This is a genomic window from Bacillus sp. FJAT-22090 (assembly GCF_007676755.1).
Lineage (GTDB): Bacteria > Bacillota > Bacilli > Bacillales_A > Planococcaceae > Psychrobacillus.
The window spans coordinates 73,876-99,504 of the sequence record NZ_VEBK01000015.1; the positions used below are offsets into that span (position 1 = coordinate 73,876).

At 38.0% G+C, this 25,629-nt stretch carries 26 protein-coding genes, 1 tRNA gene, 1 other RNA gene and 1 pseudogene; 20 read left to right on the top strand and 9 right to left on the bottom strand.

Going from position 1 to position 25,629, the window contains the following annotated elements:
- Window positions 1–119: 119 nt before the first annotated feature.
- From FS486_RS16670 to FS486_RS16680, 3 genes are all read left to right on the top strand, one after another.
- A tRNA-Arg gene (locus FS486_RS16670) sits at window positions 120–191 on the top strand.
- A 190-nt stretch (window positions 192–381) separates the two neighbouring features.
- Window positions 382–1,416 (top strand): AI-2E family transporter, encoded by a 1,035-nt coding sequence (locus tag FS486_RS16675; protein ID WP_144513023.1) that lies wholly within the window; start codon window positions 382–384, stop codon window positions 1,414–1,416.
- A 50-nt stretch (window positions 1,417–1,466) separates the two neighbouring features.
- A complete protein-coding gene (locus FS486_RS16680) occupies window positions 1,467–2,081 on the top strand; it encodes a uridine kinase family protein (RefSeq protein WP_144513025.1) in 615 nt (204 codons plus the stop codon).
- A 99-nt stretch (window positions 2,082–2,180) separates the two neighbouring features.
- On the opposite strand, the gene FS486_RS16685 is transcribed toward FS486_RS16680, so the two are convergent.
- Together FS486_RS16685 and FS486_RS16690 are read right to left on the bottom strand one after the other, a co-directional pair.
- Window positions 2,181–2,675, bottom strand: a complete 495-nt coding sequence (locus FS486_RS16685) for a DinB family protein (RefSeq protein ID WP_144513027.1) — start codon at window positions 2,673–2,675, stop codon at window positions 2,181–2,183.
- Between the two features lie 142 nt (window positions 2,676–2,817).
- Window positions 2,818–3,783 carry a catalase family peroxidase gene (locus FS486_RS16690; RefSeq protein ID WP_144513029.1) on the bottom strand — a complete coding sequence of 322 codons (966 nt, stop codon included), beginning with the start codon at window positions 3,781–3,783 and terminating at the stop codon, window positions 2,818–2,820.
- A 167-nt stretch (window positions 3,784–3,950) separates the two neighbouring features.
- Between FS486_RS16690 and FS486_RS16695 the strand changes: the two genes are divergently transcribed.
- The 3 genes from FS486_RS16695 (at window position 3,951) to FS486_RS16705 (ending at window position 5,882) form a co-directional block, all read left to right on the top strand.
- Complete coding sequence (locus FS486_RS16695) at window positions 3,951–4,529, top strand: LemA family protein (RefSeq protein WP_144513030.1); 579 nt, start codon at window positions 3,951–3,953, stop codon at window positions 4,527–4,529.
- The gene (locus FS486_RS20605) at window positions 4,529–5,329 is read left to right on the top strand and encodes a TPM domain-containing protein (RefSeq protein ID WP_144513031.1); all 801 of its coding nucleotides are present in this window, start codon (window positions 4,529–4,531) and stop codon (window positions 5,327–5,329) included. Before FS486_RS16695 ends, FS486_RS20605 begins: the two co-directional genes overlap by 1 nt.
- Window positions 5,330–5,435: 106 nt before the next feature.
- Entirely contained in the window at window positions 5,436–5,882 is a 447-nt protein-coding gene (locus tag FS486_RS16705) for a GNAT family N-acetyltransferase (protein ID WP_222122602.1), read from the top strand.
- Window positions 5,883–5,950: 68 nt separating this feature from the next.
- Here the strand turns inward: FS486_RS16705 and FS486_RS16710 are convergent, their stop codons facing one another.
- Complete coding sequence (locus FS486_RS16710; RefSeq protein ID WP_144513035.1) at window positions 5,951–7,102, bottom strand: hypothetical protein; 1,152 nt, start codon at window positions 7,100–7,102, stop codon at window positions 5,951–5,953.
- The gene (locus FS486_RS16715) at window positions 7,077–7,601 is read right to left on the bottom strand and encodes an RNA polymerase sigma factor (RefSeq protein WP_144513037.1); all 525 of its coding nucleotides are present in this window, start codon (window positions 7,599–7,601) and stop codon (window positions 7,077–7,079) included. Before FS486_RS16715 ends, FS486_RS16710 begins: the two co-directional genes overlap by 26 nt.
- 135 nt (window positions 7,602–7,736) lie before the next feature.
- Between FS486_RS16715 and FS486_RS16720 the strand changes: the two genes are divergently transcribed.
- The 12 genes from FS486_RS16720 (at window position 7,737) to ssrA (ending at window position 20,285) form a co-directional block, all read left to right on the top strand.
- Window positions 7,737–7,970: a glutaredoxin family protein gene (locus FS486_RS16720; RefSeq protein ID WP_144513039.1), complete on the top strand. Its 234-nt coding sequence runs from the start codon at window positions 7,737–7,739 to the stop codon at window positions 7,968–7,970.
- Between the two features lie 274 nt (window positions 7,971–8,244).
- Window positions 8,245–9,282, top strand: a complete 1,038-nt coding sequence (locus FS486_RS16725) for a sugar-binding transcriptional regulator (protein WP_144513041.1) — start codon at window positions 8,245–8,247, stop codon at window positions 9,280–9,282.
- A gap of 12 nt (window positions 9,283–9,294) precedes the next feature.
- Window positions 9,295–10,302 carry a type I glyceraldehyde-3-phosphate dehydrogenase gene (gene gap / locus FS486_RS16730; protein WP_144513043.1) on the top strand — a complete coding sequence of 336 codons (1,008 nt, stop codon included), beginning with the start codon at window positions 9,295–9,297 and terminating at the stop codon, window positions 10,300–10,302.
- A 113-nt stretch (window positions 10,303–10,415) separates the two neighbouring features.
- Window positions 10,416–11,600, top strand: coding sequence for a phosphoglycerate kinase (locus FS486_RS16735; RefSeq protein ID WP_144513045.1), 1,185 nt, complete (start codon window positions 10,416–10,418; stop codon window positions 11,598–11,600).
- Between the two features lie 15 nt (window positions 11,601–11,615).
- Entirely contained in the window at window positions 11,616–12,377 is a 762-nt protein-coding gene (gene tpiA / locus FS486_RS16740; protein ID WP_144513047.1) for a triose-phosphate isomerase, read from the top strand.
- Window positions 12,370–13,908, top strand: coding sequence for a 2,3-bisphosphoglycerate-independent phosphoglycerate mutase (gene gpmI, locus FS486_RS16745; protein ID WP_144513049.1), 1,539 nt, complete (start codon window positions 12,370–12,372; stop codon window positions 13,906–13,908). Before tpiA ends, gpmI begins: the two co-directional genes overlap by 8 nt.
- 2 nt (window positions 13,909–13,910) lie before the next feature.
- Entirely contained in the window at window positions 13,911–15,203 is a 1,293-nt protein-coding gene (eno, locus tag FS486_RS16750; RefSeq protein ID WP_144513051.1) for a phosphopyruvate hydratase, read from the top strand.
- A gap of 720 nt (window positions 15,204–15,923) precedes the next feature.
- Window positions 15,924–16,154, top strand: a complete 231-nt coding sequence (gene secG / locus FS486_RS16755; RefSeq protein WP_144513053.1) for a preprotein translocase subunit SecG — start codon at window positions 15,924–15,926, stop codon at window positions 16,152–16,154.
- Window positions 16,155–16,243: 89 nt separating this feature from the next.
- Window positions 16,244–16,990, top strand: a complete 747-nt coding sequence (locus tag FS486_RS16760) for an alpha/beta hydrolase (RefSeq protein ID WP_144513055.1) — start codon at window positions 16,244–16,246, stop codon at window positions 16,988–16,990.
- A gap of 42 nt (window positions 16,991–17,032) precedes the next feature.
- Window positions 17,033–19,345, top strand: coding sequence for a ribonuclease R (rnr, locus tag FS486_RS16765; RefSeq protein ID WP_144513057.1), 2,313 nt, complete (start codon window positions 17,033–17,035; stop codon window positions 19,343–19,345).
- Between the two features lie 46 nt (window positions 19,346–19,391).
- Window positions 19,392–19,859, top strand: a complete 468-nt coding sequence (gene smpB / locus FS486_RS16770) for an SsrA-binding protein SmpB (RefSeq protein ID WP_144513059.1) — start codon at window positions 19,392–19,394, stop codon at window positions 19,857–19,859.
- A 72-nt stretch (window positions 19,860–19,931) separates the two neighbouring features.
- Window positions 19,932–20,285: a transfer-messenger RNA gene (gene ssrA, locus FS486_RS16775) on the top strand.
- A gap of 124 nt (window positions 20,286–20,409) precedes the next feature.
- Here ssrA and FS486_RS16780 read toward each other — a convergent pair.
- From FS486_RS16780 to FS486_RS16795, 4 genes are all read right to left on the bottom strand, one after another.
- Window positions 20,410–21,582, bottom strand: coding sequence for a site-specific integrase (locus tag FS486_RS16780; protein WP_144513061.1), 1,173 nt, complete (start codon window positions 21,580–21,582; stop codon window positions 20,410–20,412).
- Window positions 21,583–21,687: 105 nt separating this feature from the next.
- Window positions 21,688–21,945 (bottom strand): helix-turn-helix domain-containing protein, encoded by a 258-nt coding sequence (locus tag FS486_RS16785; RefSeq protein ID WP_144513063.1) that lies wholly within the window; start codon window positions 21,943–21,945, stop codon window positions 21,688–21,690.
- A gap of 186 nt (window positions 21,946–22,131) precedes the next feature.
- The gene (locus FS486_RS16790) at window positions 22,132–22,524 is read right to left on the bottom strand and encodes a recombinase family protein (protein ID WP_144513065.1); all 393 of its coding nucleotides are present in this window, start codon (window positions 22,522–22,524) and stop codon (window positions 22,132–22,134) included.
- Between the two features lie 73 nt (window positions 22,525–22,597).
- The gene (locus tag FS486_RS16795; RefSeq protein ID WP_144513067.1) at window positions 22,598–23,248 is read right to left on the bottom strand and encodes a helix-turn-helix domain-containing protein; all 651 of its coding nucleotides are present in this window, start codon (window positions 23,246–23,248) and stop codon (window positions 22,598–22,600) included.
- A 99-nt stretch (window positions 23,249–23,347) separates the two neighbouring features.
- Here FS486_RS16795 and FS486_RS16800 point away from each other — a divergent pair, with 99 nt between their 5' ends.
- Together FS486_RS16800 and FS486_RS16805 are read left to right on the top strand one after the other, a co-directional pair.
- Window positions 23,348–24,178 carry a hypothetical protein gene (locus FS486_RS16800; RefSeq protein ID WP_144513069.1) on the top strand — a complete coding sequence of 277 codons (831 nt, stop codon included), beginning with the start codon at window positions 23,348–23,350 and terminating at the stop codon, window positions 24,176–24,178.
- On the top strand, window positions 24,175–24,954 hold the full coding sequence (locus FS486_RS16805) for a RusA family crossover junction endodeoxyribonuclease (protein WP_144513071.1): 780 nt from the start codon (window positions 24,175–24,177) through the stop codon (window positions 24,952–24,954). The genes FS486_RS16800 and FS486_RS16805 overlap by 4 nt, the downstream gene beginning before the upstream one ends.
- Before the next feature lie 473 nt (window positions 24,955–25,427).
- Here FS486_RS16805 and FS486_RS16810 read toward each other — a convergent pair.
- Window positions 25,428–25,568 (bottom strand): annotated as a pseudogene (locus FS486_RS16810) (JAB domain-containing protein); the annotation flags it as partial.
- Window positions 25,569–25,629: the final 61 nt, after the last annotated feature.

Below are 25,629 nucleotides of genomic sequence, written 5' to 3' on the forward strand. Positions count from 1 at the left end.
AAATGCTTCCTCAGCTGTAACTTTATCATACACATTAAGGTCAAGGATGGTCAAATATTAAGCATTGAAATGGTGGGTTGAATTATTTCAAATTCATTTGTATAATAGATAAGTCGCTTGCCTCCGTAGTTTAATGGATATGACGTAAGATTCCGGTTCTTGAGATGGGGGTTCGATTCCCTCCGGGGGCGTTTGAAGTAGGAATGGAATGCTAGAAAAAACACGCTGAAATGGTAGTTTAACGTTTCAGGGTGTTTTTTACTGTTTAATAAAATAGTGGAGAGCTTTTAGCTTGTTATCTATATCATATAAGGTGATAATGAAAAAAAGGCGTCCCAATAGAGTTTTACATAGAAAAAGGAATAAGGAGTTTTGCGGTATATGGAAGTTGTAACAGATTTTTTTCAAAGAAAAGGAGTAAAACGTGTATTAATCTTTGGGTTAATTGTTTTTCTGCTCTTTATGATGAGGAGCATGATAAATTTAATCTTATTTACGTTTATTTTCACGTTTCTGATGGATCGCCTCATCGAATTCGTCGTTAAGTATATACGGATAAACCGGAAAACCCTCGTTGTCATTATGTATGCATTAATAGTTGGTCTATTAACCTTAGGTATTGTGAAATACTTGCCAATCATCACCGTTCAAATCAGTCAGCTCGTCAAGCAAATTCTTGCTTTTTATACACAACCACATGAAAATGTTCTAATTGGCTATGTGGAAATGATTATTTCTAAGAATAAAATTACTGACTATTTGGAGAATGGATTTTCTTTTCTATTAAAATATTTTACTGGCATTAGTAAAACAAGTGTCCAAGTATTAATTGCTTTAATTTTGAGCTTGTTCTTCTTATTGGAAAAACCTCGTTTAAAAGAATTCACTAGCAAGTTTAAGCATAGCAAGATTGCCCCTTTTTACTTTGAAGTTGAATATTTTGCTTCAAAATTTACTCGTACTTTTGGAAAAGTAATTGAAGCCCAGTTCATCATTGCGATTATCAACACTATTTTGACAGTAATTGCATTGTCCATTTTAGGATTTCCACAAATATTTGGATTGGCAATTTTGATCTTCTTTTTAGGGCTTATTCCTGTTGCGGGAGTAATTATATCGCTTATCCCTTTAGCATTAATCGCTTTTACGATTGGAGGATTTTTGAAAGTATTCTACGTCCTACTAGCCGTTATGGTGATCCATGGGATTGAAGCATATATTTTAAACCCGAAACTGATGTCCTCCAAAACCGATTTACCTGTTTTTTATACATTTATCATTCTGATTTTTTCAGAAAGTTTCTTTGGTGTCTGGGGATTGATTGTGGGGATTCCTATTTTCGTTTTCCTGCTCGATGTACTGGAAGTAACGAATACAGAAACAATTAGTCAACCAACTAATACTAAAAATGAATAAGTATAGAACACTTCTCTTAAGCAGTAGCATAAAGGAGGAAGGGTACTGGCATGAAAAACGAACATTTATTTAACAACTTAAAGGAATCGGCTCAATCTATCGTGCGTACGATTAACCAAGACTTAAAGGATCGTAATAGTCCTTTGGTGGTGTCTTTCGATGGAGGAAGTGGTTCTGGAAAATCGACGTTAGCATCTGAAGTGGCATCATCTGTAGATGCAACAATTATTCACTGCGATGATTTCTTCGCAGCAGAAATACCGGATCATGAGTGGGATACTTACTCAGTTGAAAAGAAGTGTCGGCTATGTATTGACTGGGAAAGGGTTCGGGCTGAAGCATTGCTACCTTTACTTGCAGGCGAAAAAGCAGCATATCATCCTTTTTCATTTTCAACTATGAATGGTTTATCAACTGAAGTAGTGGTATTGGAACCTTCAAAGGTAATCATTTTAGATGGAATATACAGCTCTCATTGGTTATCCGATTTGACTAATCTTACTATTTTAGTGGATGTAGCTCCTGATATACGTCGTAATAGGCATAATATTAGGGAGGGAAATGAAGATAGAGAATGGCATTTGCGATGGGACTCAGTAGAGGACTATTATTTCTCTGTTTTACGTTCTCCCGAATTATTTGATTTAGTAATTGTGAATGAATGATATTATTCAATTAAATAGCTATATTTTGCCCTCGTTCTAGAATCAGAACGAGGGTATTCGTGTTGGAAGTTTGTCGTTTACGCTCACTTCACTAGTTGATTATTTATCTTCAGCAGCATTTACTTTCCAGCTGTTTTGCAACTTTCGAATATAAATAATCTGACCAATGTGATACGCGTTATGGGTTGCCACATTTCCGAGAACTTCCCACCATTTGACATGTTCAGGAAAACCATTAACTTTACTTTCCACTTTTTCTTTAGTTAATAACTCTTGCCAATGTAAAAGCACCTCTAGTAATTGTTTAGTTAAGTCGGCAAAAGAGTGATTTTCGGGAATAATAAAGCTGTTATCATTATTTCCTATGGAAGGCACAGCATGAACGTGAGATTTTTGATATCTTGTTTGCCATGTTTGATTCCAATAGAGTAGATGTTGCACAATTTCAGCGATGCTATTACTTTCCTCGTTTGGTTTCCAAAATGCTTGTTCCTCGGACAATCCTTTTATTGAATCTGAAAATGGTATGTACCAACTAGGGTCATTCGCATTTGCCAACAACTGATCCGATAAAAGATTCTTTACATGATCCATAACCAACACTCCTAATATGAATATACTTTTTATATTCTACCTAGAATATTGATTGTCCTGTTTTTATGAAACAAAAAGTAGGACAACGATTCATACCCCTGCTATTCTGTTATTTAACCTGCTCAACTAAACCTGTTTTTGTTTATTCATTTTTAGATCGTCTGCTATAGGAAACGGCATATGCATCATGACGAAAGTGAAGAATAGGGTCATCCGTAAGTTCAATGCCCTTTGTAACGATGGTTGGGTCGAATAGTATGGGCTCGTTCGGAAAAATAGCCTCCTCTAATGTGAGTTGACCGACGACAATTTTTTCTCTATCATCTGGCCAAGCGTCCGTAGGGTCGTCCGTACTATCATTCTCAAGACCTAAGCGAATGATTAAATTAAAAGAAACAGACCCCTTTTTTACTCTATTATTAAGTTCTTCACTAAGATAGTCTGGAGAAGTAATACTTGCTCCTGATTGTTGGGAAGAGGTTTCTTCCATCTCAATGGGCTGCCACTCATATTTAATAGCTTGTCGATTTCCTTCTTTGTTCACAAAATAAAAAGCATGTATAGGATAATAATGGAGCTGCGCATAACTGGTAGGTAGCTGTTTAAATTGTTCTTTGAATGCGTGTGCTATATGTTTTCTGTCCGGATACTTTTTTAGAATAGTAAGGGCTCCTACTCCTAAATCCACTTTTTCTAGGCCAGTTTTTTCAGCAGTTAACGTTTTTAACATGTCTATAAACGTTTCTGGATCTTTTGTTATGAAAATAGGAATCGTGGTGCTAACTAGATGACTCGCAGTTCCATCAGCTAAATGGAATTGTACGGACATTCCTTTAAATGGAGTAAGTAAATCGGCGGATGCCGGGTTTGGCGGACTATTCGAAAAGCGAACCGTTACAGGGACATTTTCATTTTGCAAATGAGCGGCGGTAGTATAGGGTATTGCTTTACCATTAGGTGTAAAGTTTCCCTTATAAAACAACCCTTTTGCATGCGCGCGACGAGCTCCGGGAAATGTTCCTTGGATATTTTCAAGCGTATCAATTGCCTCTATGGGCAGAGAATGATGATGATTAATTGGAATTCCTCCTTTACAATTATAAAACATAAGCTTATCTATCCATCTTTACCCTAAAGATTTTTTATTAATCGATAGGAAAGTAGTGAAACTTATTTTTTTGAAACTGAATGGCTACTTTTTACGTAAATCATAAGAGGTTTCACTTTTTTGTTTTAAAGGTAAATGTATACTATATTTAAATTGAGGTGAATGTGATGAAGAAGTTATTAGGGCCAATTATAATTATCGTAGTAATTCTAGCGATTATTGCCGGTATTTTTTTCTCCAGCTATAATGGCTTTGTAAATGCCGAAGAAGATGTAAATAAATCCTATGCACAAGTGGAAACTCAATTACAGAGACGTTTGGATTTAATACCTAACCTTGTGAACACAGTAAAAGGTTTTGCTTCACATGAAAAAGAAGTGTTGAGTAATATTGCGAATGCTCGTTCCAAATTAGCGGGAGCAAGCACACCAGAGGATCAGGCTGCTGCCAACGATGAGCTATCGGGAGCGTTAAGTCGATTATTGGTAGTAGTAGAAAATTATCCCGAGTTAAAAGCGGATGCAAACTTCCGACAATTAATGGATGAGCTTGCAGGAACAGAAAATCGTTTATCTGTTGCAAGACAAGACTATAATGCAGTCGTATCTGACTACAATAAAAAAGTAAAACGTATGCCGGGAAGTATTGTCGCTTCTATTTTTGGCTTTGATGAAAAAGAATATTTTAAAGCGGACGCAGCTGCACAAGAAGCACCGGTAGTGGATTTTGAAGGAGCTGGAGACTAATGCAACAAGTTGCGCGAATGCTAACAGCTGCGCTACTTGTATTGCTTTTTTCTCCAATCGTAGCTGCAGCAGCATCTGATATTCCTAAACCGATACCAGGAGAATTATATGTGCAAGACTTTGTTGGAGCTCTATCTGACACTGAGGAACAACAATTAGAAGAACTTGGACGTAATTTGGATAATGCTACTGGGGCTCAAGTAGTAGTCATGATAATTGAGACATTAAAAGGACAGGACGTTGCTCAATTTGGTGTTGACGTTATTCGTGAGTACGGTATTGGAGCAAAGGACAAAAATAATGGTGTCTTGTTAATTATTGAAACGGATCCTACAAAACAAGGGAATCGTGATGTGTATATTGCAGTTGGTCAAGGGCTCGAAGGAGCTTTACCGGACGGAAAACTTGGTCGTATTTTAGACGAATATACGTATCCTTTTTTAGAACAAGGTTCCATTAATGATGCAGTGTTTTCTACTTATCAGGTGTTATACAATGAAGTCGCAAAAGAGTACGGTTGGGACGGAGAGTTAGTGGAGCCGAAAAATCCTGCTGAATCAGGTGATGGCTTTTCATTATCCACAATTATCATCATTATCGTTGTTATTTATCTCATATACACGGTAATGTCTGGTGGCGGTGGCGGCGGTGGAACAGGCCGCGGTAGAAGACGAACTAGCACGATGTTCGGGCCAGGAAGTTTTGGTGGCGGATTTGGAGGAGGAAGAAGCTCCGGCGGTGGTTTCGGAGGATTTGGCGGAGGTAGCTCCGGTGGTGGCGGAGCAGGACGCAAATGGTAAATTAATTGAAAAAGGCCCTTTAGAGGGTCTTTTTTTTTGCCAAGTTGTATGAACATTTAGAAACTCCAGATAGAATAATTTAAAGAAATGAATGGGGGAATTGGAAATGAAGCTTGTAGAGATTAACAAGGATAATTGGTTACAAACGGTGCTTTTGACTACTAATGGGGACGGAAAGGCAACCGTGATAGAAAAATTTGTAGCTTCCAATGCGCTATCTATCGTGCAGTCAATTTACGAAACTGGATGGATTATTAGAGGTATTGAGGTTGAGGACAAGATGATTGGCTTCACCATGTACGGATTAGATGAAGATAGTAAGAACTATTGGATATGTCGATTAATGATTGATCACACCTGCCAAGGAAAAGGTTATGGCAGAGAGGCAATTCAGATGATTGTGAACGAAATGAAACAGCTGAATGGCTGTGAAGCAATTTATTTATCAACGGAGCCGGACAATGAAATAGCAATAAAACTTTATGAAAGCTTCGGTTTCCAAAAAACGGGCAAGATTAATGAAGGGGAAGCAGAGTTTCTGTTGAAATTATGAATGAAAGCGGAGCGGAGGTTCTTCTTTTCTAAAGAAAAAAACCAACAATTAGTTGGTTTTTTTGATTATTAATTTTCAGCAAATTCATCAAGCAGCTGTTTGACATGTTCATATTTGAAAACATCAGGTTTTGTGTTCGTATCCCCAAGAATTCCTACATCAAGACCCGGAGCGAACATCAGAACGCCATCCTCGTACAATGTAATCGTATATAAAGTAGTTCCTGTATCTACCGCGTTTGTTAAATAAATCTGATAATTATCCATTTGAGGGAGAGCTTTTGCCCTTTCTCCGCTTTCTTGTTCTGTTGCCTCTTTGATAGGTAGATGATCAAAAACTTGTAAAATAGAATTGATTTGTTTTCTATCGGCTGTACATCCATGGAGGTTTTTCTCCTTACTCCTACTTTCGTAAATTTTACCGTTAAAGCATAGAGTATTGAAGGAAATGGTATTTCTAAAAGCGGGTGTTCGTACTTCATTACCGCCAACATATGCGCTAAAGTTCTCTATTTTCTCCAAAAGTTCTTGGCCACCCTTAGCACTGTTATATCTTCCAATTTTCCCAAGCTCAGATGTAGAAAAGATATATTCTTCTTGCAATGTTTGATAAATTTTCTGTCCTTCACTATTCGTTAAGGAAACCTCTATTGTTGATCGATAGATATTCGGATGATCTTTCTCTTGTTTAATGTCAGCGTTTTCTAAGTGGATTTCTAAATCTGTATCCTCTAGAAAATAGTCATACCCAAACAACATATTGGAATTAATTAAGTTTTGCACAGTCGCTTCAGTAAAGTAAACGCCAAATGTGTTTTGGTATTCCACTAAGTCCATGTATTCCTTCGATTTTAAAAGTTGATCGTACTCCTCTTGGGTTTTCGTTTCCGTTACACTTTGAAGGTCCATCCATTCACGTATTAAGCGTAAAAATTTCCTATCAGGCCCATTATATTTTTTCTCTAGCAATGCCATAATAACTTCTTCATTGGAAAGAGGAGCAGTTGCTTGCTCTATTTCGGAAGGAATGGAATAAGTAAGGAATAGAAAGGAGGCGATCGCTACAATTGCCAATGAAATAAATACGGGGAATAGGCTGCGTTTTCTCTTTGTTTGTATCCTATCCTTTAAGGCGAGCCATGTATTGCGCTTGGTTTCCTCTGATCGCTCCACATCTTTCATTTCTTTCAAAAGATCATCGAATTTTTTTGATGGTTCCATTTGGTTGACCTCCTTCCTTATAAAACTCCTTTTTAAGCGCCTCCAGCGCGCGTGTCATTTTCATCTTCACTTTTGCCTCGGTCCAGCCAAGTATATACGCTGTTTCTTGAATGGAATATTCCTGTATCTTGCGGAGAAGCAGTACTTCCTGGTAGTCTCTTTTTAGTTTATATAGAGCGTCATACATTCTAGCAAGCTGCTCTTTTTGTTCAAATCGATTCTCTGTAGATAGTACGTTTGTTTCCCGATCATGCTCTTTATCAAAGGAGAAAAATTGGAGGACTCTTTTCCTTCGAAAATAGTCATAGGTCACATTGCGTGCAATTTTTATTAGCCAGGTGGCAGGTGAAGCCTGCTTGTTAAAGCTTTCTAGCCCTTTATACGCTTTATAAAATGTTTCTTGTGTAAGATCTTCAGCGCATTCCTTATGACGGACTAATAAATAGATATAGCTGTAAATTCGATCGCTGTGCTCTCTGTATAAGCGTTCCATTTCCATCTTCGGACCTCCCCTAATGCTATAGACGAACAGACAAATAAAAAGTATCGCTTTTATTTTAACCTTTTTAAGGAATAACGGCTTCAAAGAGATTATAATAAACAAATATCAAATGATTTTTGGAGGTTGGATAAAATGATTGTCCATTTCTATACAAGACCAGGCTGTCATTTATGTGATGATGCTAGACTTATGTTGAAGCTAGTGAAAGAAGATGTCGCATTTGAAATCAAAGAAGTGAATATTGAAGAAGATGATGCATTACATGAAAAATATATGCTAATGATTCCCGTCGTTGAATTGGAAGGCGAAGTTATTCAATATGGACAAGTGGATTACGCAACTATTCTGGAAGCATTGCTTAAATGATGCTCCAGATTTTTTTTAGTTTTGCGAATCGCAAGATGGCAGTCAGGAATCGCAAGATCACTAAGCATAATCGCAAGATACAACCCTAAAATCGCAAAACAGGCATTTTCTGCATGATTATTTCTGCTCGAGGACAAAGTTAAGCACTAATATTGCTAATTTGCATATACTATTGTATGATAATTATAGTAATTCACTTTTTTTTTGAGTGGCTGGGACATTTTTAAATACGGTGGGACAAAAACGTCACACGCGCTAAGTGAGGAAGTGAAATATGGAATCTTTGCTCACGGCTCAGCTCAAGATAATTCCTGAAATGAGCGACTTGTTGCAAAAGAGGTATCGAATACTTCAAACGATTCAGCTTTCGAAAGGAATTGGAAGGCGAGTTTTAGGAGAACAATTAGGGTTATCTGAACGAGATACCCGAAAAGAGTTAGATATATTAAGAAGCCAAGGGTTGATAGATATTTCGCGAGACGGGGCAGCTATTACACCAGAGGGAACACAATTATTACTGGATTTAAAAGAAGTAGTGCGAGAGTGGTCGGGAAGATTACAACTGGAACAGCAACTGGCACAGCATTTACACATTAAAGAAGTAATTATTGTTCCGGGAGATGTAGATACGAATACAAATGCAGCCATGCTGTTATCGCAAGAAGCTGCAAAATATTTGGAAAGCATTTTAACGGACGAAAAAATAGTCGCGGTAACTGGCGGTTCTACTATTGCTTCCATATCTAATTTTGTACATGAGACAAGTAGATGGAAACAGTTATTGTTCATCGCTGCTCGAGGCGGAGTTGGAAAAGATGTTTTGTTGCAAGCAAATACGATTGCTTCTCTATTTGCCAACAAAATGAATGGATCATATCGAACATTATATATGCCGGATAGTTTAAGTGAAGAAGCGTACACTACGATGAAGAAAGAGCCTTTCATTCAAGAAATGATGGATCTATACGAGCGCACGAATATTATTATTCACGGCATTGGCGATGCAGAGGAAATGGCTCGTCGAAGAAATACGGACGAGAAAGAAATCGAGCGCCTAAAAGAAGCTGGCTCTGTTAGTGAAGCATTTGGCTATTATTTCAATAATCAAGGCGAAGCGGTACATCGCATTCGCACGATAGGAATTCAGTTAGATCAGTTAAAACATATAGAGCACTTACTGGCGGTTGCCGGAGGTGCAAAAAAAGTAAACGCATTATTATCCTATTTTAAACAAGCACCTGCGCAAACTGTTTTAGTAACAGATGAAGGTGCTGCTAATGAAATGATAAAAATAATCTTACAAACCAACTAGGAGGAATTTAACATGACAGTAAAATTAGCGATTAATGGATTTGGACGTATTGGACGTAAAGTATTTAGAGAAGCATTGGAAGAAAAAGATTTAGAAGTAGTGGCGATCAATGACTTAACGGATGCTGCAATGCTTGCACATCTATTGAAATATGATTCTGTACATGGCATTTTAGATGCAGATGTTTCTTCAGAAGGCGACTATTTAATCGTGAATGGTAAAAATATTCGCGTGTTTGCTGAAAAAGACCCTTCTGCACTTCCATGGAAAGAGCAAGAAATCGATATCGTTATTGAATGTACGGGAATTTTCAGCACTACTGAAAAAGCTAGCAAACATATTGAGGCGGGAGCGAAAAAAGTAATTCTTTCTCAACCTGCTAAAGACGATATGCCTACCTTTGTTATGGGTGTAAATGCGGATAATTATAACCCAGAAACAGATCACGTAATTTCCAATGCATCTTGTACAACGAACTGTTTATCACCACTTGCAAAAGTGTTGCAAGATCAATTTGGTATTAAACGCGGTATGATGACAACAATCCACTCATACACAAACGACCAACGAATTTTAGACTTGCCGCATAGCGATTACCGTCGTGCACGTGCAGCAGGAGAATCTATGATTCCAACTACTACAGGAGCAGCATCAGCAGTTGCAAAAGTACTTCCCGAGCTAAAAGGGAAACTAGACGGTATGGCAATCCGCGTTCCTACACCAAATGTTTCTTTAGTAGACTTTGTAGCGGAGCTTGAAAAAGAAGTAACAGTAGAAGATATAAATAATGCATTAAAACAAGCTTCTGAAAATGAATTAAAAGGTATTCTAGCATTCAATGAGCTTCCATTAGTATCGATTGACTATAATGGAAATACTGCATCTTCTACAATTGACGGACTTTCCACAATGGTACTTGGCGACAATATGGTGAAAGTATTATCTTGGTATGACAACGAATCAGGATATTCTGCACGCTGTATCGACCTAGCACTTCTAATGATGAAAAAAGGACTTTAATCACTACATCGTTTGTAGCGATTATTGCGAATAACCTCTATAATGAAAGAGGGTAAAAGGAGCAAGGGTTACCCCTTTGCTCCTATTTTTTTAGTACATAGGAGGCTTATCTCATGAATGAAAAACAAACAATGAGCGATGTGACTTTACAAGGAAAGCGCGTATTCTGTCGTGTAGACTTTAATGTGCCGATGGAAGATGGAGCAATTACAGACGACACTCGAATTCGTGCAGCACTACCGACGATTAACTATTTAATCGAACAAGGTGCAAAAGTAATTTTAGCTAGTCATATGGGTCGTCCGAAAGGCGAAGTAAAAGAAGAGCTACGTTTGACAAAAGTGGGAGAGCATTTAGCAAAATTATTAAATAAACAAGTAAAAAAATTAGATGAATCAATTGGTACAGAAGTAGAACAAGCAGTTTCTGAGATGCAAGATGGAGAAGTCATTTTACTCGAAAATGTTCGCTTCCATGCAGGAGAAGAAAAAAATGATGCGGAGCTTGCAAAAGCATTTGCTAAACTTGCAGATGTATATGTAAATGATGCATTTGGTGCTGCGCATCGTGCCCACGCAACCACAGAAGGAATTGCGAAGCTTTTACCGGCGGTTTCTGGGTTGCTCATGGAAAAAGAATTGGATGTATTAGGGAAAGCTTTATCGGAGCCGGAACGTCCATTCACAGCTATTATTGGTGGAGCAAAAGTAAAAGATAAAATCGGTGTCATCGATCATTTATTAGACAAAGTAGATAATATTTTAATCGGTGGTGGGCTGTCCTACACATTCTCTAAAGCGCAAGGACATGATATTGGGAAGTCTCTTTTAGAAGAGGATAAAATCGAGCTAGCAAAAGGTTTTATTGAAAAAGCAAAAGAAAAAGGTGTTGCTTTTTACTTGCCAGTAGATGTTGTCATTGCGGATGAGTTTTCGAAGGATGCAACTACAAAAGTGGTAGATATCGATCAAATTCCATCTGATTGGATGGGGCTGGATATTGGACCAAAAACGGCGGCATTATATGCGGACGTTATTAAAAACAGTAAACTGATCATTTGGAATGGACCGATGGGTGTATTTGAAATGGATGCTTTTGCAAGCGGCACAAAAGGTGTTGCGGACGCAATGGCAGAAACGGCTGGTTACACAATTATCGGTGGTGGAGATTCAGCAGCAGCGGTAGAAAAGTTCGAAGTTGCCGAGAAAATGGACCATATTTCAACTGGTGGAGGAGCTTCACTTGAATTTATGGAAGGGAAAGACCTACCAGGTGTATCTGCTTTAAACGATAAGTAATGGAGGAGAATTCATATGCGTAAACCTATACTAGCAGGAAATTGGAAAATGTATAAAACACTTTCAGAAGCGAAGGATTTCATCGAGCAGTTAAAAAAAGCGCAAGTTGACAGCAGCAAAGTGGATGCAGTTATTTGTGCACCAGCGCTATTTCTAGATCAGCTTGTCCAAGCGACAAAGGATTCTTTTATCTCTATTGGGGCACAAACGATGCATGAGGAAAAAGAAGGCGCATTCACAGGGGAAGTCAGCGGGCATCAGTTGCAGGATCTAGGTGTTAGCTATGTAGTGATCGGACATTCCGAAAGACGCCAATATTTCAATGAAACAGATGAATCAGTTCATAAAAAAGTAAGTGCAGCATTTGAAAATAATCTAACTCCAATTGTTTGTGTAGGCGAAACATTAGAGCAACGCGAGCAAAATGAAACGGAAACAATTGTTTCTTCCCAAGTGATGGCTGCTTTAGAAGGGCTATCGGAAGAGCAAGTAGAAAATACCGTTATCGCGTATGAGCCAATTTGGGCGATCGGAACTGGTAAAACTGCGTCAGCTGACGATGCAAATGATGTATGCCAAGCAATTCGTGAAACGATCCTTGACGGATTTGGAGAAGAAGTAGCGAGCAAAGTACGCATACAATATGGTGGAAGTGTGAAACCAGAAAATATTGAAGAACTTCTTTCGAAAGAGCATATTGACGGAGCTTTAGTAGGAGGAGCAAGTTTACAAGCAGATTCTTTCTTGAAGCTATTGGAGGCTGGTATGCATGCCTAAAAGCCCTGTAGCACTAATCATTTTAGACGGATTCGGGTTGCGCCATGAGACATTTGGAAATGCAGTGGCACAGGCGAACAAGCCGAATTATGACCGGTATTGGAAAGACTATTCAAATGCTACATTGATCGCCTCTGGAGAAGCAGTAGGACTGCCAGATGGTCAAATGGGTAACTCAGAAGTGGGTCATTTGAATATTGGAGCGGGGAGAATTGTCTATCAAAACTTGACGCGTATTCATAAGTCTATTCGTGAAGGTGAATTCTTTTTAGAACCGAAGCTTTTAGCGGCAATCGACCATGTGAAACAAACAAGCGGGAAATTGCATTTGATGGGGCTGCTTTCGGATGGCGGTGTTCATAGTCATTACAGCCATTTATTTGCTTTATTGAAACTAGCGAAAGAGCATGGTCTGGAAGACGTTTTTGTTCATGGCTTTTTAGATGGACGTGACGTTGGTCCTCAAACGGCTGTTGGGTTTGTCGAGGAAACAGAAAAGCAAATGAAAGAAATCGGCGTTGGGAAGTTCGCTTCTATTAGTGGACGTTATTATGCAATGGATCGCGATCGACGCTGGGAGCGCGTTGGATTAGCTTACCAGGCACTTGTAGATGGAGTAGGAAGAACTGCTGAATCCGCTACAGCTGGAATCTTAAAATCCTATGAAGAAGATGTTATGGATGAATTTGTTGTACCTTTTGTTATTGAAGAGAATGCAAAGCCGGCAGTAACGATCGATTCGGGGGATGCGGTCATTTTCTTTAATTTCCGTCCAGACCGTGCGATTCAACTATCTATGGCTTTGAATACACCGACGTTCGACAGTTTTGTGTTAAGCAAAAAGCATCCGACCAATCTAAAATTTGTAACGTTCACTCACTATAGTGATGACGTTGTTTCTGATGTGGTTTTTGAAAAAAACGATTTGTACAACACGATTGGAGAAGTACTCTCTAAAAACGGCAAAACGCAACTTCGCATCGCGGAAACAGAAAAATATCCACATGTGACGTTTTTCATGAGCGGCGGTCGAGAAGAGACATTCCCGGGGGAAGAACGCATTCTGATCAGTTCTCCAAAGGTTGCAACATATGATTTGCAGCCAGAAATGAGCGCATATGAGGTCACAGATGCGTTACTTTCTGAAATTGCACAGGATAAATTCGATGCGATCATTCTAAACTTCGCGAATCCAGATATGGTCGGTCATAGCGGAATGCTAGAGCCGACTATAAAAGCGATCGAAGCGGTAGATGAATGTTTAGGTAAAGTGGTAGATGCTATTTTAACAAAAGGTGGTAAAGCAATCATTACAGCCGACCACGGAAACTCAGATGAAGTAACGACCCTCGAAGGCCAGCCAATGACAGCACATACGACGAATCCTGTGCCAGTAATTGTTACGCAAAAAGATTTTTCTTTGCGCTCTAACGGAATTTTAGCCGATTTGGCGCCAACCATGTTACACTTATTAGGGATAGAAACACCACCTGAAATGACAGGTAAAACACTAATCGAAACGGAGAGTTAAAGATGCCAATTATTACACATTTACAAGCTCGTGAAGTATTGGATTCACGCGGGAACCCAACAGTAGAAGTAGAAGTATTTACAGAAAGTGGTGCGTTTGGTCGTGCAATCGTTCCATCTGGTGCCTCTACTGGTGAATATGAAGCAGTAGAACTTCGTGATGGTGACAAAGAAAGATACCTAGGGAAAGGTGTTTTAAAAGCAGTAGATAACGTAAACAATATCATCGCAGCAGAATTGGAAGAGAATTTTTCCGTTCTTGACCAAGTATCTATTGACAAAGCGATGATTGAATTAGATGGTACGGAAAACAAAGGAAATCTTGGTGCAAATGCAATTTTAGGTGTATCTATCGCAGTGGCACATGCAGCAGCAAACTATTTAGACATCCCATTGTATCAATATTTAGGTGGATTCAATGCGAAGCAGCTGCCAGTACCAATGATGAATATCGTCAATGGTGGAGAGCATGCGGATAATAACGTAGATATCCAAGAATTCATGGTAATGCCAGTTGGCGCAGAATCATTCCGCCATGCGTTACGTATGGGCGCTGAGATTTTCCATAGCTTAAAAGCAGTATTAAAAGAAGCAGGATTAAACACAGCTGTTGGAGACGAGGGTGGATTTGCTCCAAACTTAAAATCCAACGAAGAAGCACTTTCCACAATTATGACTGCTATCGAAAAAGCAGGATATAAACCAGGAGAAGAAGTACTTCTTGCAATGGATGTTGCCGCTTCTGAGCTTTTCAATAAAGAAGACGGAAAATATCATTTAGCTGGTGAAGGTGTAGTAAAAACTTCGGAAGAAATGGTTGCTTGGTATGAAGAGCTTTGCGAAAAATATCCAATCATCTCAATTGAAGACGGCTTAGATGAAAACGACTGGGCTGGACATAAATTACTTACAGAGAAATTAGGAAGTAAAGTTCAACTAGTTGGAGACGATCTATTCGTTACGAATACGAAAAAATTAGCTCAAGGAATCGAGCAAGGCGTTGGAAACTCTATTCTTGTGAAAGTAAACCAAATTGGTACACTTACAGAAACGTTTGACGCAATCGAAATGGCGAAACGAGCAGGATATACAGCAGTAATATCTCACCGTTCTGGTGAATCAGAAGACGTAACAATCGCTGATATCGCCGTTGCAACAAACGCTGGACAAATTAAAACAGGCGCGCCATCTCGTTCGGACCGCGTTGCAAAATACAACCAATTACTACGCATTGAGGACCAACTCTATGAAACTGCGGAGTATTTAGGTAAAAAAACATTTTATAACTTAAAATAAGGTTAGTGGAAGAGAGTCGGCAGCTGTTGCCGGCTTTTTTTTTGTGAGCGATAGTTTAGTTGTAAAATTTCTATGTTTAGTTGTAATTTTAGAGTAGTTAGTTGTAAATTTAGTGGTCTTAGTTGTAAAAGGGTATTTTTGGTCATTTTTCGTAAGGCTGAAGGGCTGAATCTAAGTTCAGTAGGGATAAAGATGCTTATAGGGTGCTTGCGCTTTTCTTAAAAATGTGAAGGTATATAATCCGGTTGATTTCCGTTTCAAGCGGTCGCTTTCCACGGGGTGAGCGATGAACCATCACCGCCCCTGCGGGTACGTTGTGATGGTTCATCTGTCTTACTCATCCCGCTGGAGTCACCGCTTTTCACTACAATCAATGAAGTGAGTAATACTTGGGAAGAAAGATTTGGCGTAGCTTGTTTAGTTGTAAAAACTTTAGGTTTAGTTGTAATTTTGGAGTAGTTAGTTGTAATTTTGAGTGATTTAGTTGTAAAAGGGTATTTTTGTTAATTTCCAATGAATTTGGAAAGACATTTCTGGAGTTGCAGAAAAGGTGACGGATGACCAATATCTTTTTAGCTTTAATCGGTTTTATCTTTTGGAGGAGTTAGTTGTAAAAATGTTTTTTTTCTGTCATTTTATTTTTCTTAAAGAGTTGTAACCTTGTGTACTTTTTGGTAAAATTATTTATGTTGTGAACGTTCTTATCAGGAGGTGGAACAAATGCATGTGTTGTTAGTGACTTTACTTGTCATCGTATCGCTTGCATTAATCGTTGTTGTATTGTTACAGTCAGGGAAAAGTGCTGGTCTTTCAGGAGCCATCTCTGGTGGGGCTGAACAACTTTTTGGAAAACAAAAAGCTCGAGGCATGGACCTTGTGTTACATAGGATAACGGTTGTACTTGCAGTATTATTTTTTATCTTAACTATTGCTGTAACAAAATTTTTATAACAAATTCGAATCGAACCGCCTGACCGACTTCTGATTGGTTAGGCGTTTTCTTTTAAACTTTTTTATTTTTAAGTGGAGGTATGTTTTACATGCGAATTACAACACCAAAGCCATTTTTCTTTGAGGCAGGCAAACGTGCGGTTCTCCTTCTCCATGGTTTCACTGGAAACTCATCGGATGTTCGAATGCTCGGCCGCTTTTTAGAGAAAAATGGATATACATCACTTGCACCTCACTACAAAGGGCATGGAGTACCGCCGGAAGAATTGCTAGAAACGGGTCCTAAGGATTGGTGGAAGGACGTAATGCGCGGCTATGACCGTTTGAAAGCTGAAGGCTATGAAGAAATTGCCGTTGCTGGACTTTCTCTTGGAGGCGTATTTTCATTGAAATTAGGGTATACAGTTCCTGTTAAGGGAATTGTGACGATGTGTTCTCCGATGACGATGAAAACGACGGATGTCATGTTTGAAGGTGTAATAAAATATGCGAAAGAATATAAGAAATATGAAGGAAAATCAGACGCCCAAATAGAAGAAGAGATAGAAGCAATTCGCCAAACACCGATGGAGACGCTAGCTGAGCTAAGAGAGTTTGTCTATAACGTCCGTGATCATGTCGATCATATTTATGCGCCGCTTCTTGTGACGCAAGGAGAAAAAGATACGGTCATCGATACGAACTCTGCCAATACTATTTTTGAGCAAGCGGAATCATTGCAGAAAAAAATCAATTGGTATGAAAACTCTGGTCATGTTATTACGTTAGGTCCTGAAAAAGAACAATTACACGAAGATATATTAAACTTTTTAGAGTCGCTTGATTGGAATGTGTAAAACAGTCCAAATGTGCACACGCTGAAAAAGGAGGGATGTTACATGGAGAATTTGAAAGAATCACTATTAGAACTAATGCAAGCAGAAGAATATAAACCATTAACAACAAAAGAATTAGAGGACCATTTTGGACTTAGTGATGCAGATGATTTTAAAGAATTTGTCAAAACGCTCGTTCAAATGGAAGAAGCAGGACTAGTTGTCCGCTCTCGATCTAATCGTTATGGTATCCCATCTCGAATGAATTTAGTCGTTGGGAAATTTATAGGCCACGCAAAAGGATTCGGCTTTGTTGCACCAGAAGAAGATGGGATGGACGATATATTTATCCCACCAACGGAGGTAAATGGAGCAGTAAATGGAGACAAGGTGCTTGTCCGTGTGTCACGTGAATCACATGGCGACCGTCGTGAAGGCTCCATTATTAAAATAACGCAAAGAGGCATTACCCAAGTTGTAGGGACATTCCAGGACAACAGAGGATTTGGCTTCGTCATTCCAGATGACAAGAAAGTACCGATGGACGTATTTATTGCAAAAGGAGATACGCTCGGTGCGATTGAAGGGCATAAAGTAGTTGTAGAAATTACAGAATGGCCAAACGAACGAAAGTCCGCAACTGGTATGGTAACGAAAATTCTAGGACATAGAAATGATCCTGGTGTTGATATTCTATCTATTATTTATAAGCACGGAATCACAATTGATTTCCCAGAAGAAGTGATTAACCAAGCAGAAGCGGTTCCAGATGAAATCGATGAAAAGGATCTGGAGGATCGTCGTGATTTACGCAATGAAGTCATCGTAACGATTGATGGAGCAGACGCGAAAGATTTAGATGATGCGGTTACTGTAACGAAATTGCCAGATGGTTCATATAAACTTGGTGTTCATATAGCGGACGTAAGTCATTATGTTACAGAAGGTTCGCCGCTTGATCGAGAAGCATATGATCGTGGAACGAGTGTGTATTTGGCAGACAGAGTTATCCCAATGATTCCGCACCGTCTATCTAACGGTATTTGTTCATTGAATCCACAAGTCGATCGTTTAACGCTATCTTGCGAAATGATAATCAATGGCTCTGGTACGGTCACATCACATGAAATTTTCCAAAGTGTTATTCGAACAACGGAACGTATGACGTACTCAGACGTATATAAAATTTTAGAAGAAAAAGATGCCGCGCTGATTGAACGATATGAACCATTAGTGCCGATGTTCGAACTAATGGGCGAACTAGCAGAAATCTTAAGAAATAAACGCCAAGATCGTGGTGCGATTGACTTTGACTTCCCAGAGGCTAAAATTATCGTAAACGAAGAAGGATGGCCAGTAGACGTGGCGACTCGTGAACGTACAGTTGCTGAACGTCTAATCGAAGAATTTATGCTAGTTGCAAATGAAACAGTGGCGGAGCATTTCAAATGGATGGATGTACCGTTTATTTACCGTATTCACGAAGATCCAAAACCAGAAAAACTACAACGCTTTTTTGACTTTTTAACGAACTTTGGACTTGTCGTAAAAGGAACAGGAAATGAAATTCATCCAAAGGCATTACAAGAAATCATTGAAAATATAGAAGGCATGCCAGAAGAGCCTGTTATATCTACAATGCTATTACGCTCGCTTCAACAAGCAAAATATTATGTGGAATGCTTAGGACATTTTGGTTTATCAACCGAGTTCTATACCCATTTCACATCACCGATCAGACGCTATCCTGACTTAATCGTTCACCGATTGATCCGTACGTATTTAGTAAATGGCGATGTGACGCAGCCTACTATCAACCATTGGGGTGCGATTATGGACGATATCGCAGAGCATACGTCTAAACGTGAACGTCGTGCGGTAGATGCTGAACGCGATACAGATGCATTGAAAAAAGCCCAATATATGTCGGACAAAATTGGCGAGGAATTCGAAGGTATTATTAGCTCTGTTACAAACTTTGGTATGTTCGTCGAGCTTCCGAATACAATAGAGGGACTTGTCCATGTAACGAATATGACCGATGATTACTACCGATTTGATGATCGTCAAATGATGATGATTGGAGAACGTGCTGGCAAGCAATTCCGAATTGGGGATGAAGTAACTGTCCGCGTGGCGGATGTGAAACCAGAGGAATCTGCTGTAGACTTCGAAATTGTTGGCATGAAAAAAGCGTTCCATCGTACGAGAAAAGAAACGCCAAAAGTCATTCATGCGAAGAAAAAAGAAGGATCTAACAACAGAAGAGATAAATCATCTCCTGGCCCTAAAAAAGAAGTTAAACAGAAAAAGAAATTTTACGAATCCGTTGCGAAAAAATCTCAACGTCGTAAACGACCAAAGAAGAAAAAATAAAGGAGCGATCTAATCGCTCCTCGTAAGTTTTAAAGAGGTGAATGAGATGGCAAAAAAGCATGACGATAAGGTCCTTGCACAAAACAAAAAAGCAGGACATGATTATTTTATCGAAGAAACAATCGAAGCCGGTATCGTGCTACAAGGAACTGAAATAAAATCCATCCGTAACGGCAAAGTGCAATTGAAAGATGCTTTCGTACGCATTCGCAACAACGAAGCATGGATCTCCAATATGCATATTAGTCCATACGAGCAAGGAAATCGTTTCAACCACGACCCTTTACGATCCAGAAAACTACTGTTACATAAAAAACAGATTAGTACATTGATTGGCGAAACGAAAAGAGAAGGCTACACAATCGTCCCTCTAAAAATGTACGTAAAAAATGGCTATGCTAAAGTATTGATCGGCGTCGGAAAAGGGAAGAAAGACTACGACAAACGCGATGTGTTGAAGAAAAAAGAAGCAAAACGTGATATCGAAAGAGCGTTTAAAGAACGCAACCAATAACGTATCACTTGAAAATTGACCAATTTTGATGTATAGTTAGCTATGTAACAAAGCTTACATTATTCCATAAACGGGGACGTTATGGATTCGACAGGGATAGTCTGAGCTTGAGTTGCGCGTCGGAGGCTCGGCTCCGCAAAAACGGACTTTATAATAACAGGCAAAACAAACAACAACTTAGCATTCGCAGCGTAAGCTCGGATCTGCTTTATCTATCCATCGCCCATGTGGCTAGGTAGAGCTCAACTTTAGTGGGATACGGTTGGCAGTGCCACTTGAGCTGTCAGCAAGAGATTTCCAAGTTAGCGTACATGACGCCCGCTTGTCGGCATAGTGCTACGCGAAACCTAAATAGGCAAGATACACGCGTAGAAGCTTAAGTGTTAGAGTTTCTGGACGCGGGTTCAAATCCCGCCGTCTCCATACTACGAAATCATATGATTTCAAACAGTGTCAAAACCCTTGGTATTCAAGGGTTTTTTCTTTTTGTCTATATCATCTAGTTTCAATGAGTATCAATTGAACGTAGTCAAAAACGTAGTCAAAACTACTACAAGTTTATATAGCTGGCGAACTTTAAAATTGCTTCGTCTTTTGCTTTCTGTGTAACGTGTGTGTAAATATCCATTGTTGTTTTTACATCAGTGTGTCCTAAACGAACTTGAACTTCTTTTAAACTAGCGCCCGCTTCAAAAAGTAGGGAACAATGCGTATGGCGTAAACCATGCGTTGTAATTGTGGCTAGCTTATACTTTGATTGAACCTGTATGATCCATTTACGAAGCTTTGTAGGCTGTAAGAATTCATTTTTTTCATTGCTAAATACAAGTTGTTTAGGTTTCATTGTATTGAGGCCTAACTGCAGATAATCTTGCTTTTGTTTTTTCTTCCACTCTTTTAAAACAGCCATTGTCTTATCATCCATTTTAATTGTTCGAGCAACACCTGTTTTCGTAGATTTAACATATAGTCGGTTATCTTTACCAAGTGAAAGGGCCTTGGTGATACGTAGTTCATTTGTTGTGAAGTTTAGATCATTCCATGTAAGAGCTAAAGCTTCGCCTCTACGCATTCCACTGAAAGCAAGTAAGCGAAATAGGACATAAGCTTTGTGGTTACTTTCACGCTCTAGGCATGATAGGAACTCTTTAAGCTGCTCACGTGTGTAGAAGTTCTCCGCTTCATCTTCATCTGCTTCTATAGCCTTGCTAGAAACTTTAGTTGGCAAATCTACATATGCAAATGGATTTGTTTCTATATAGCCACGCTTAATTGCAAAGTTTAACACCTTAGACGCATAAGCTTTTACCATGCGGTACTTCTTTAACTTCGATGCCCATTCATCCACGTGCTCCTGGCATACATCGACATGAATCTTTTCAATTTTATAAGCACCCATTGCAGGTAATATATGATTCTTGAAGATACCTATAGTTTTAACGAAAGTACTTTCCTCAACTGTCTTTTCATATTGTTTTACCCATAGGTCATATATTTCCTGGTATGTTTCAGCACGTTTTTGATGATAAGTGCCATTAGCTACATCTAGCTTAATACGAGCTAATGCTAATTCAGCTTCTTTAATTGTTTTAAAACCCCTTCTCGTTGTGCGCTTCTGTTTACCAGTTAGCTGATCAATCCCTAAATACACTGGGACTCTGTATAGTTTCTCACCATTTCTCCCTGTATAGCTTTTAATAGGTGATACCTTTTTCTTTGCCATGATTATTCCTCCTGAATCAGTTGCGGGGGCAAGTGATAAAAGAGAGGATTTACCTCTAGTGATATTATAATCGAAACTAAAGATAAATCCTCTATATGAGTATGATTAGAAGCTGTGATTCTCTAAAAATTTATCTATCTCCTTGCGAGAAACTCTTTTTACACCATCTACCTCTGATACTTTTAATCCCTTTAAACGGAATTTCATAAATGTGTTATACGAGACATCAGCATATTTTGCACCCTCTTTTAATGACATCCATTCATGTTGTATAAAACCCTGTGATGAAGATAAGGCTTTATTTAGCGTTTTAACAATCAATTCTTCTATATTAGTTTCTGGAGAATTAAAAGTATTAGTCATAGTAATCCCTCCTTTGTTATTACTGAATTATTATTTGTTGACTCCTCCTGTACACCTAATTCTTGTAAAAGAGAAATAAGAGTCGATGAGTAATCATAAATACTATCCCGATAGTTTAAAGAATAATTGATTGAGTCACTATCATTAAAATAGCGTTGTTTAAAGTTTTCTAATTATATTTGCAATTTAACTTGAAATATATTCGCGTATGTCTGGATGCCTAAGAACATCCCAATTCTCTATTGCTACCTGAGCAAGTACCCATTCCTCCAAAGTGACTAGTGATTCGAACCAATAAACAATATATCGATTTTCACAGTTCCATTCTATTTCTAAGAGATTAATATAGATTGGATTAGAAATAATACTTGTTATAAAACTTTTCGAATAAGGAAGTCCATTTGGTGTTCTTATGTCTCCCTCATTTAGATTATTCGCTAATTCATCAAGACATTGAAATTTACTTGCTGCTATGAAAAAATTAACTAGTAAAGTATACGTATTTTCATCTGGGATATACAAGAATCTTTTCTCATCCTCGACATACCCAAACTTATACCCAAACGGTGCTTTTTGCATTAATTGTCACCTCACTTAATATTTAATGGTAATTCTAGTATTTCTATAGAATCATCCATATTATTAACCATTGTCAAATTCTATTGCTATTATTGACAATATCCTTCGCCTCCTTTAATGGTGATCTCTTCAAAGCTTCCTCGAATTCCTTAATTGATAAATTCTTAGGGTCAAGTTCGATATCTTGAATTAAATTACTAATCATCCTAATAATATCGAGCTCCTCCCGGTACATTTTTTTTACCTCATAGAGATTAATTGGTTGATTTACTTCGGTTTCATCAGTTACTCTAATAACAATTTTTCTCTCATCAGGTTCAACTATATTCCAAAAGTCTGTTAAATCATCGTCTTCTACGTTTAAGTCATCAATCTCGTCAAAGTCAAGACCTGTTTCCACTGCTTCACGCTTATTCCCTAGTATTAATAGTTTTTCTTCACCTTCGTAAAAATCATCAGTAAAGACTTCCATTGGGAGTTTAAATTCTTTTGCAAGAGCATGAATTACTCCAAAGGATGGTTTTTTAGATTCTCCTCTTTCTATAGTAGTAATCGTTTGAGCTGCAATCCCAGTCCTTTCGGAGATGGCTGAGGTAGTGAAATTTCCTGGGTTAATGTTATCCATTAACTTATGACGGATAAATCTGATTCTCTCCCCAATGGTACTGTTTTTTAATAAATTGAATTCACTTGAGGTTATCTGGTAATAATCGTTTAGATACATTTTCTAATCTCCCTAAATTTATTTTGTTTTATCTCTTTACACAATAATAACAGTTTGGTAAATTTAACGCAACACTATTATTGTATGAGGAGGGAAAACATGAAAAACAGTATTCGTCATCTTAATCTATCTAAACATACATTTTTGGTTGAACGTACTATTTTTTCAAATACCTTTCCTGAGCTGAAGGAGAATAGACTAAGAATCTATTTACTTTTGTGTAGGGTTGTAGGAGTAAATAATAAAGGTTTGTGTTTTATGAGTATCAAAACTATTTGTAATGAAGTTAATTTATCTGAGCATTATGTAAAAATATGCATAGATTGGCTTGCTCGAAATTATTTTATTGAGAAAGTAAAATCACCAAATCGTTCAAATGCATACAGAGTACTAATTTCTCCTGACTATCACAAAGCAACTAAACAATACTTCTCTAATGGTCATATGCTGAGAAATAGATACGATATGAAAAACGACTTGAACGGTTACTGTGAAATACCAGTGGATGTGATGAAGGGGAGTATACTAAGGAATCAAACGGATTGGACTGATAGAAAAATAAAAGCGTTGGGACAACTATATTTATTTCACTGGATTGCTGAGTATGGTGGTGTAGATCCAAAAGTTGTGGAATATAGAAATACTCGGCCTGTAATTAACGAGTTAATGTACCACACTATTGGTTGCAGTAAGCATGAGCTAAGTAAGTGTTTTATATGGCTTTTAAGAAAAGGACTACTCATTAAAGTAAAAACTGTATATAGAAAAAATAAATTCTCATGTATGAATGAATTGCAGTATATTGGAGATCTTTCAGTTAGCAATGCATTACCCACGGACGAAATTATAGAGGTACTAAGGCTTACAATTATTCCAGATATGAAACTTAATGACGCATTAGTTAAAACAGGGGGGAAAATTCAATCGTGAATATACACTATAATAATGCTAAACAAGCAGTATCTATAAAGTATAGGAAGGCTAATTGTATAATTAAAATTAATAGTCCACAAAATGTTATGACACGTCCTATGACTCAATGTAAAGAGATACAGGATATAAGAATGATGTTTTTTCAACAGTTAGTAATGAAGCAAGCTAGAGCGGCTTTAAGATCAAAATCATTTCAAGTATTTAGTCAACAAATGTCTATAGAGGTAGAATTGTCTTCCATGATCCCTCCATCTAGTATAAAACTTGAAATGTTATTAAAAGTAATATTAGACGGCTTGAATGGAAATGTAATAAAAGATGACTCTTTAGTTATGAATGCTAATATAAGTCATATAAAAAGTTTAATCAGGTATCCTAAGCCAATCATAAAGGTTGAGGTAATTAATCTTGTGACGAAGGATGCGTTGAATTTTACTTTAGAATTACCTACAGTAGAAAAAGCAGTTGCGCTACCTTTTGATATTGATGGCGTAATGACATATGATACTTCTTACAAAGCAACTATAGCTAGTATTGAGGCCCAGTTATCATCATTGTTATCTTCAAGTACTAATAGATTTAACGAGTGTCATATTGTTATTAAAACTAGTAATTCGTCTACTGATGTTGATAATCTTGCACTGTTATATCTTGAGACACTACGAAAGCATAATGTACTTGACTCTAACCGTATTGGAGTAGTGGGTATGTATAAGAGATTAACAACGCTAGAAGAAGAGGGTGTAGTAATAAACCTATTCCACGAAGTATAACGATGCACGTCTTCTTCTTAGAGACACAAGGTATAGACACCCCCTTAAGTATTACATTTTCTTTACTAATGACAGAGTGTTAATTTAGAGGTGAAGTATTCTTGGTCGAACAGCATTACCGTTAGTTATAACACATTATTAAAAGTGTAGAATTTATACAGTGAAGTTGGTAGAAAAAGAGGATTACGACGTGAAAGTTATATACACATAACCGGAGGGTGGACATACACTGAAAAATATTTTTGCAATTCAATGTAACAAATAGGGTATATCGCCGGTATATATAGAGTAAAGTGTAAAATTGTATATCTGCAAATTCTCATCCATCTGAAGAAAATTAGAGAATTGGCGTCATAACAGCATCCGCATCCCATCTACATGTAGTGATGAGTAAGAAAACACCGATTTCTATTCAACTACGCCCATTAAGAGAAAATGAGACAGTAGAATCACTGTCTCATGCTTAGGTTGTATTAGAGATAACCCTTTTCTTTCAATGATATAAAGGATTCCGCTCCAACTATAATATGGTCTAGTAATTCAATACCAACGATGTTTCCAACTTCAGTAAGTCTTTTTGTAACATCGATGTCTTCAGGACTAGGAGCAGGATTGTAGGGTAGGAATCATGCGCCTTATTATGTTTCCATAATAGGTTTCACAATTCCCCCCTCC

Excerpts from the sequence above, each read along its gene's own strand:
- FS486_RS16675 (WP_144513023.1), top strand. The coding sequence starts at position 382 with ATGGAAGTTGTAACAGATTTTTTTCAAAGAAAAGGAGTAAAACGTGTA.
- FS486_RS16680 (WP_144513025.1), top strand. The coding sequence starts at position 1,467 with ATGAAAAACGAACATTTATTTAACAACTTAAAGGAATCGGCTCAATCT.
- FS486_RS16685 (WP_144513027.1), bottom strand. The coding sequence starts at position 2,675 with ATGGATCATGTAAAGAATCTTTTATCGGATCAGTTGTTGGCAAATGCG.
- FS486_RS16690 (WP_144513029.1), bottom strand. The coding sequence starts at position 3,783 with ATGTTTTATAATTGTAAAGGAGGAATTCCAATTAATCATCATCATTCT.
- FS486_RS16695 (WP_144513030.1), top strand. The coding sequence starts at position 3,951 with ATGAAGAAGTTATTAGGGCCAATTATAATTATCGTAGTAATTCTAGCG.
- FS486_RS20605 (WP_144513031.1), top strand. The coding sequence starts at position 4,529 with ATGCAACAAGTTGCGCGAATGCTAACAGCTGCGCTACTTGTATTGCTT.
- FS486_RS16705 (WP_222122602.1), top strand. The coding sequence starts at position 5,436 with ATGAAGCTTGTAGAGATTAACAAGGATAATTGGTTACAAACGGTGCTT.
- FS486_RS16710 (WP_144513035.1), bottom strand. The coding sequence starts at position 7,102 with ATGGAACCATCAAAAAAATTCGATGATCTTTTGAAAGAAATGAAAGAT.
- FS486_RS16715 (WP_144513037.1), bottom strand. The coding sequence starts at position 7,601 with ATGGAAATGGAACGCTTATACAGAGAGCACAGCGATCGAATTTACAGC.
- FS486_RS16720 (WP_144513039.1), top strand. The coding sequence starts at position 7,737 with ATGATTGTCCATTTCTATACAAGACCAGGCTGTCATTTATGTGATGAT.
- FS486_RS16725 (WP_144513041.1), top strand. The coding sequence starts at position 8,245 with ATGGAATCTTTGCTCACGGCTCAGCTCAAGATAATTCCTGAAATGAGC.
- gap (WP_144513043.1), top strand. The coding sequence starts at position 9,295 with ATGACAGTAAAATTAGCGATTAATGGATTTGGACGTATTGGACGTAAA.
- FS486_RS16735 (WP_144513045.1), top strand. The coding sequence starts at position 10,416 with ATGAATGAAAAACAAACAATGAGCGATGTGACTTTACAAGGAAAGCGC.
- tpiA (WP_144513047.1), top strand. The coding sequence starts at position 11,616 with ATGCGTAAACCTATACTAGCAGGAAATTGGAAAATGTATAAAACACTT.
- gpmI (WP_144513049.1), top strand. The coding sequence starts at position 12,370 with ATGCCTAAAAGCCCTGTAGCACTAATCATTTTAGACGGATTCGGGTTG.
- eno (WP_144513051.1), top strand. The coding sequence starts at position 13,911 with ATGCCAATTATTACACATTTACAAGCTCGTGAAGTATTGGATTCACGC.
- secG (WP_144513053.1), top strand. The coding sequence starts at position 15,924 with ATGCATGTGTTGTTAGTGACTTTACTTGTCATCGTATCGCTTGCATTA.
- FS486_RS16760 (WP_144513055.1), top strand. The coding sequence starts at position 16,244 with ATGCGAATTACAACACCAAAGCCATTTTTCTTTGAGGCAGGCAAACGT.
- rnr (WP_144513057.1), top strand. The coding sequence starts at position 17,033 with ATGGAGAATTTGAAAGAATCACTATTAGAACTAATGCAAGCAGAAGAA.
- smpB (WP_144513059.1), top strand. The coding sequence starts at position 19,392 with ATGGCAAAAAAGCATGACGATAAGGTCCTTGCACAAAACAAAAAAGCA.
- FS486_RS16780 (WP_144513061.1), bottom strand. The coding sequence starts at position 21,582 with ATGGCAAAGAAAAAGGTATCACCTATTAAAAGCTATACAGGGAGAAAT.
- FS486_RS16785 (WP_144513063.1), bottom strand. The coding sequence starts at position 21,945 with ATGACTAATACTTTTAATTCTCCAGAAACTAATATAGAAGAATTGATT.
- FS486_RS16790 (WP_144513065.1), bottom strand. The coding sequence starts at position 22,524 with ATGCAAAAAGCACCGTTTGGGTATAAGTTTGGGTATGTCGAGGATGAG.
- FS486_RS16795 (WP_144513067.1), bottom strand. The coding sequence starts at position 23,248 with ATGTATCTAAACGATTATTACCAGATAACCTCAAGTGAATTCAATTTA.
- FS486_RS16800 (WP_144513069.1), top strand. The coding sequence starts at position 23,348 with ATGAAAAACAGTATTCGTCATCTTAATCTATCTAAACATACATTTTTG.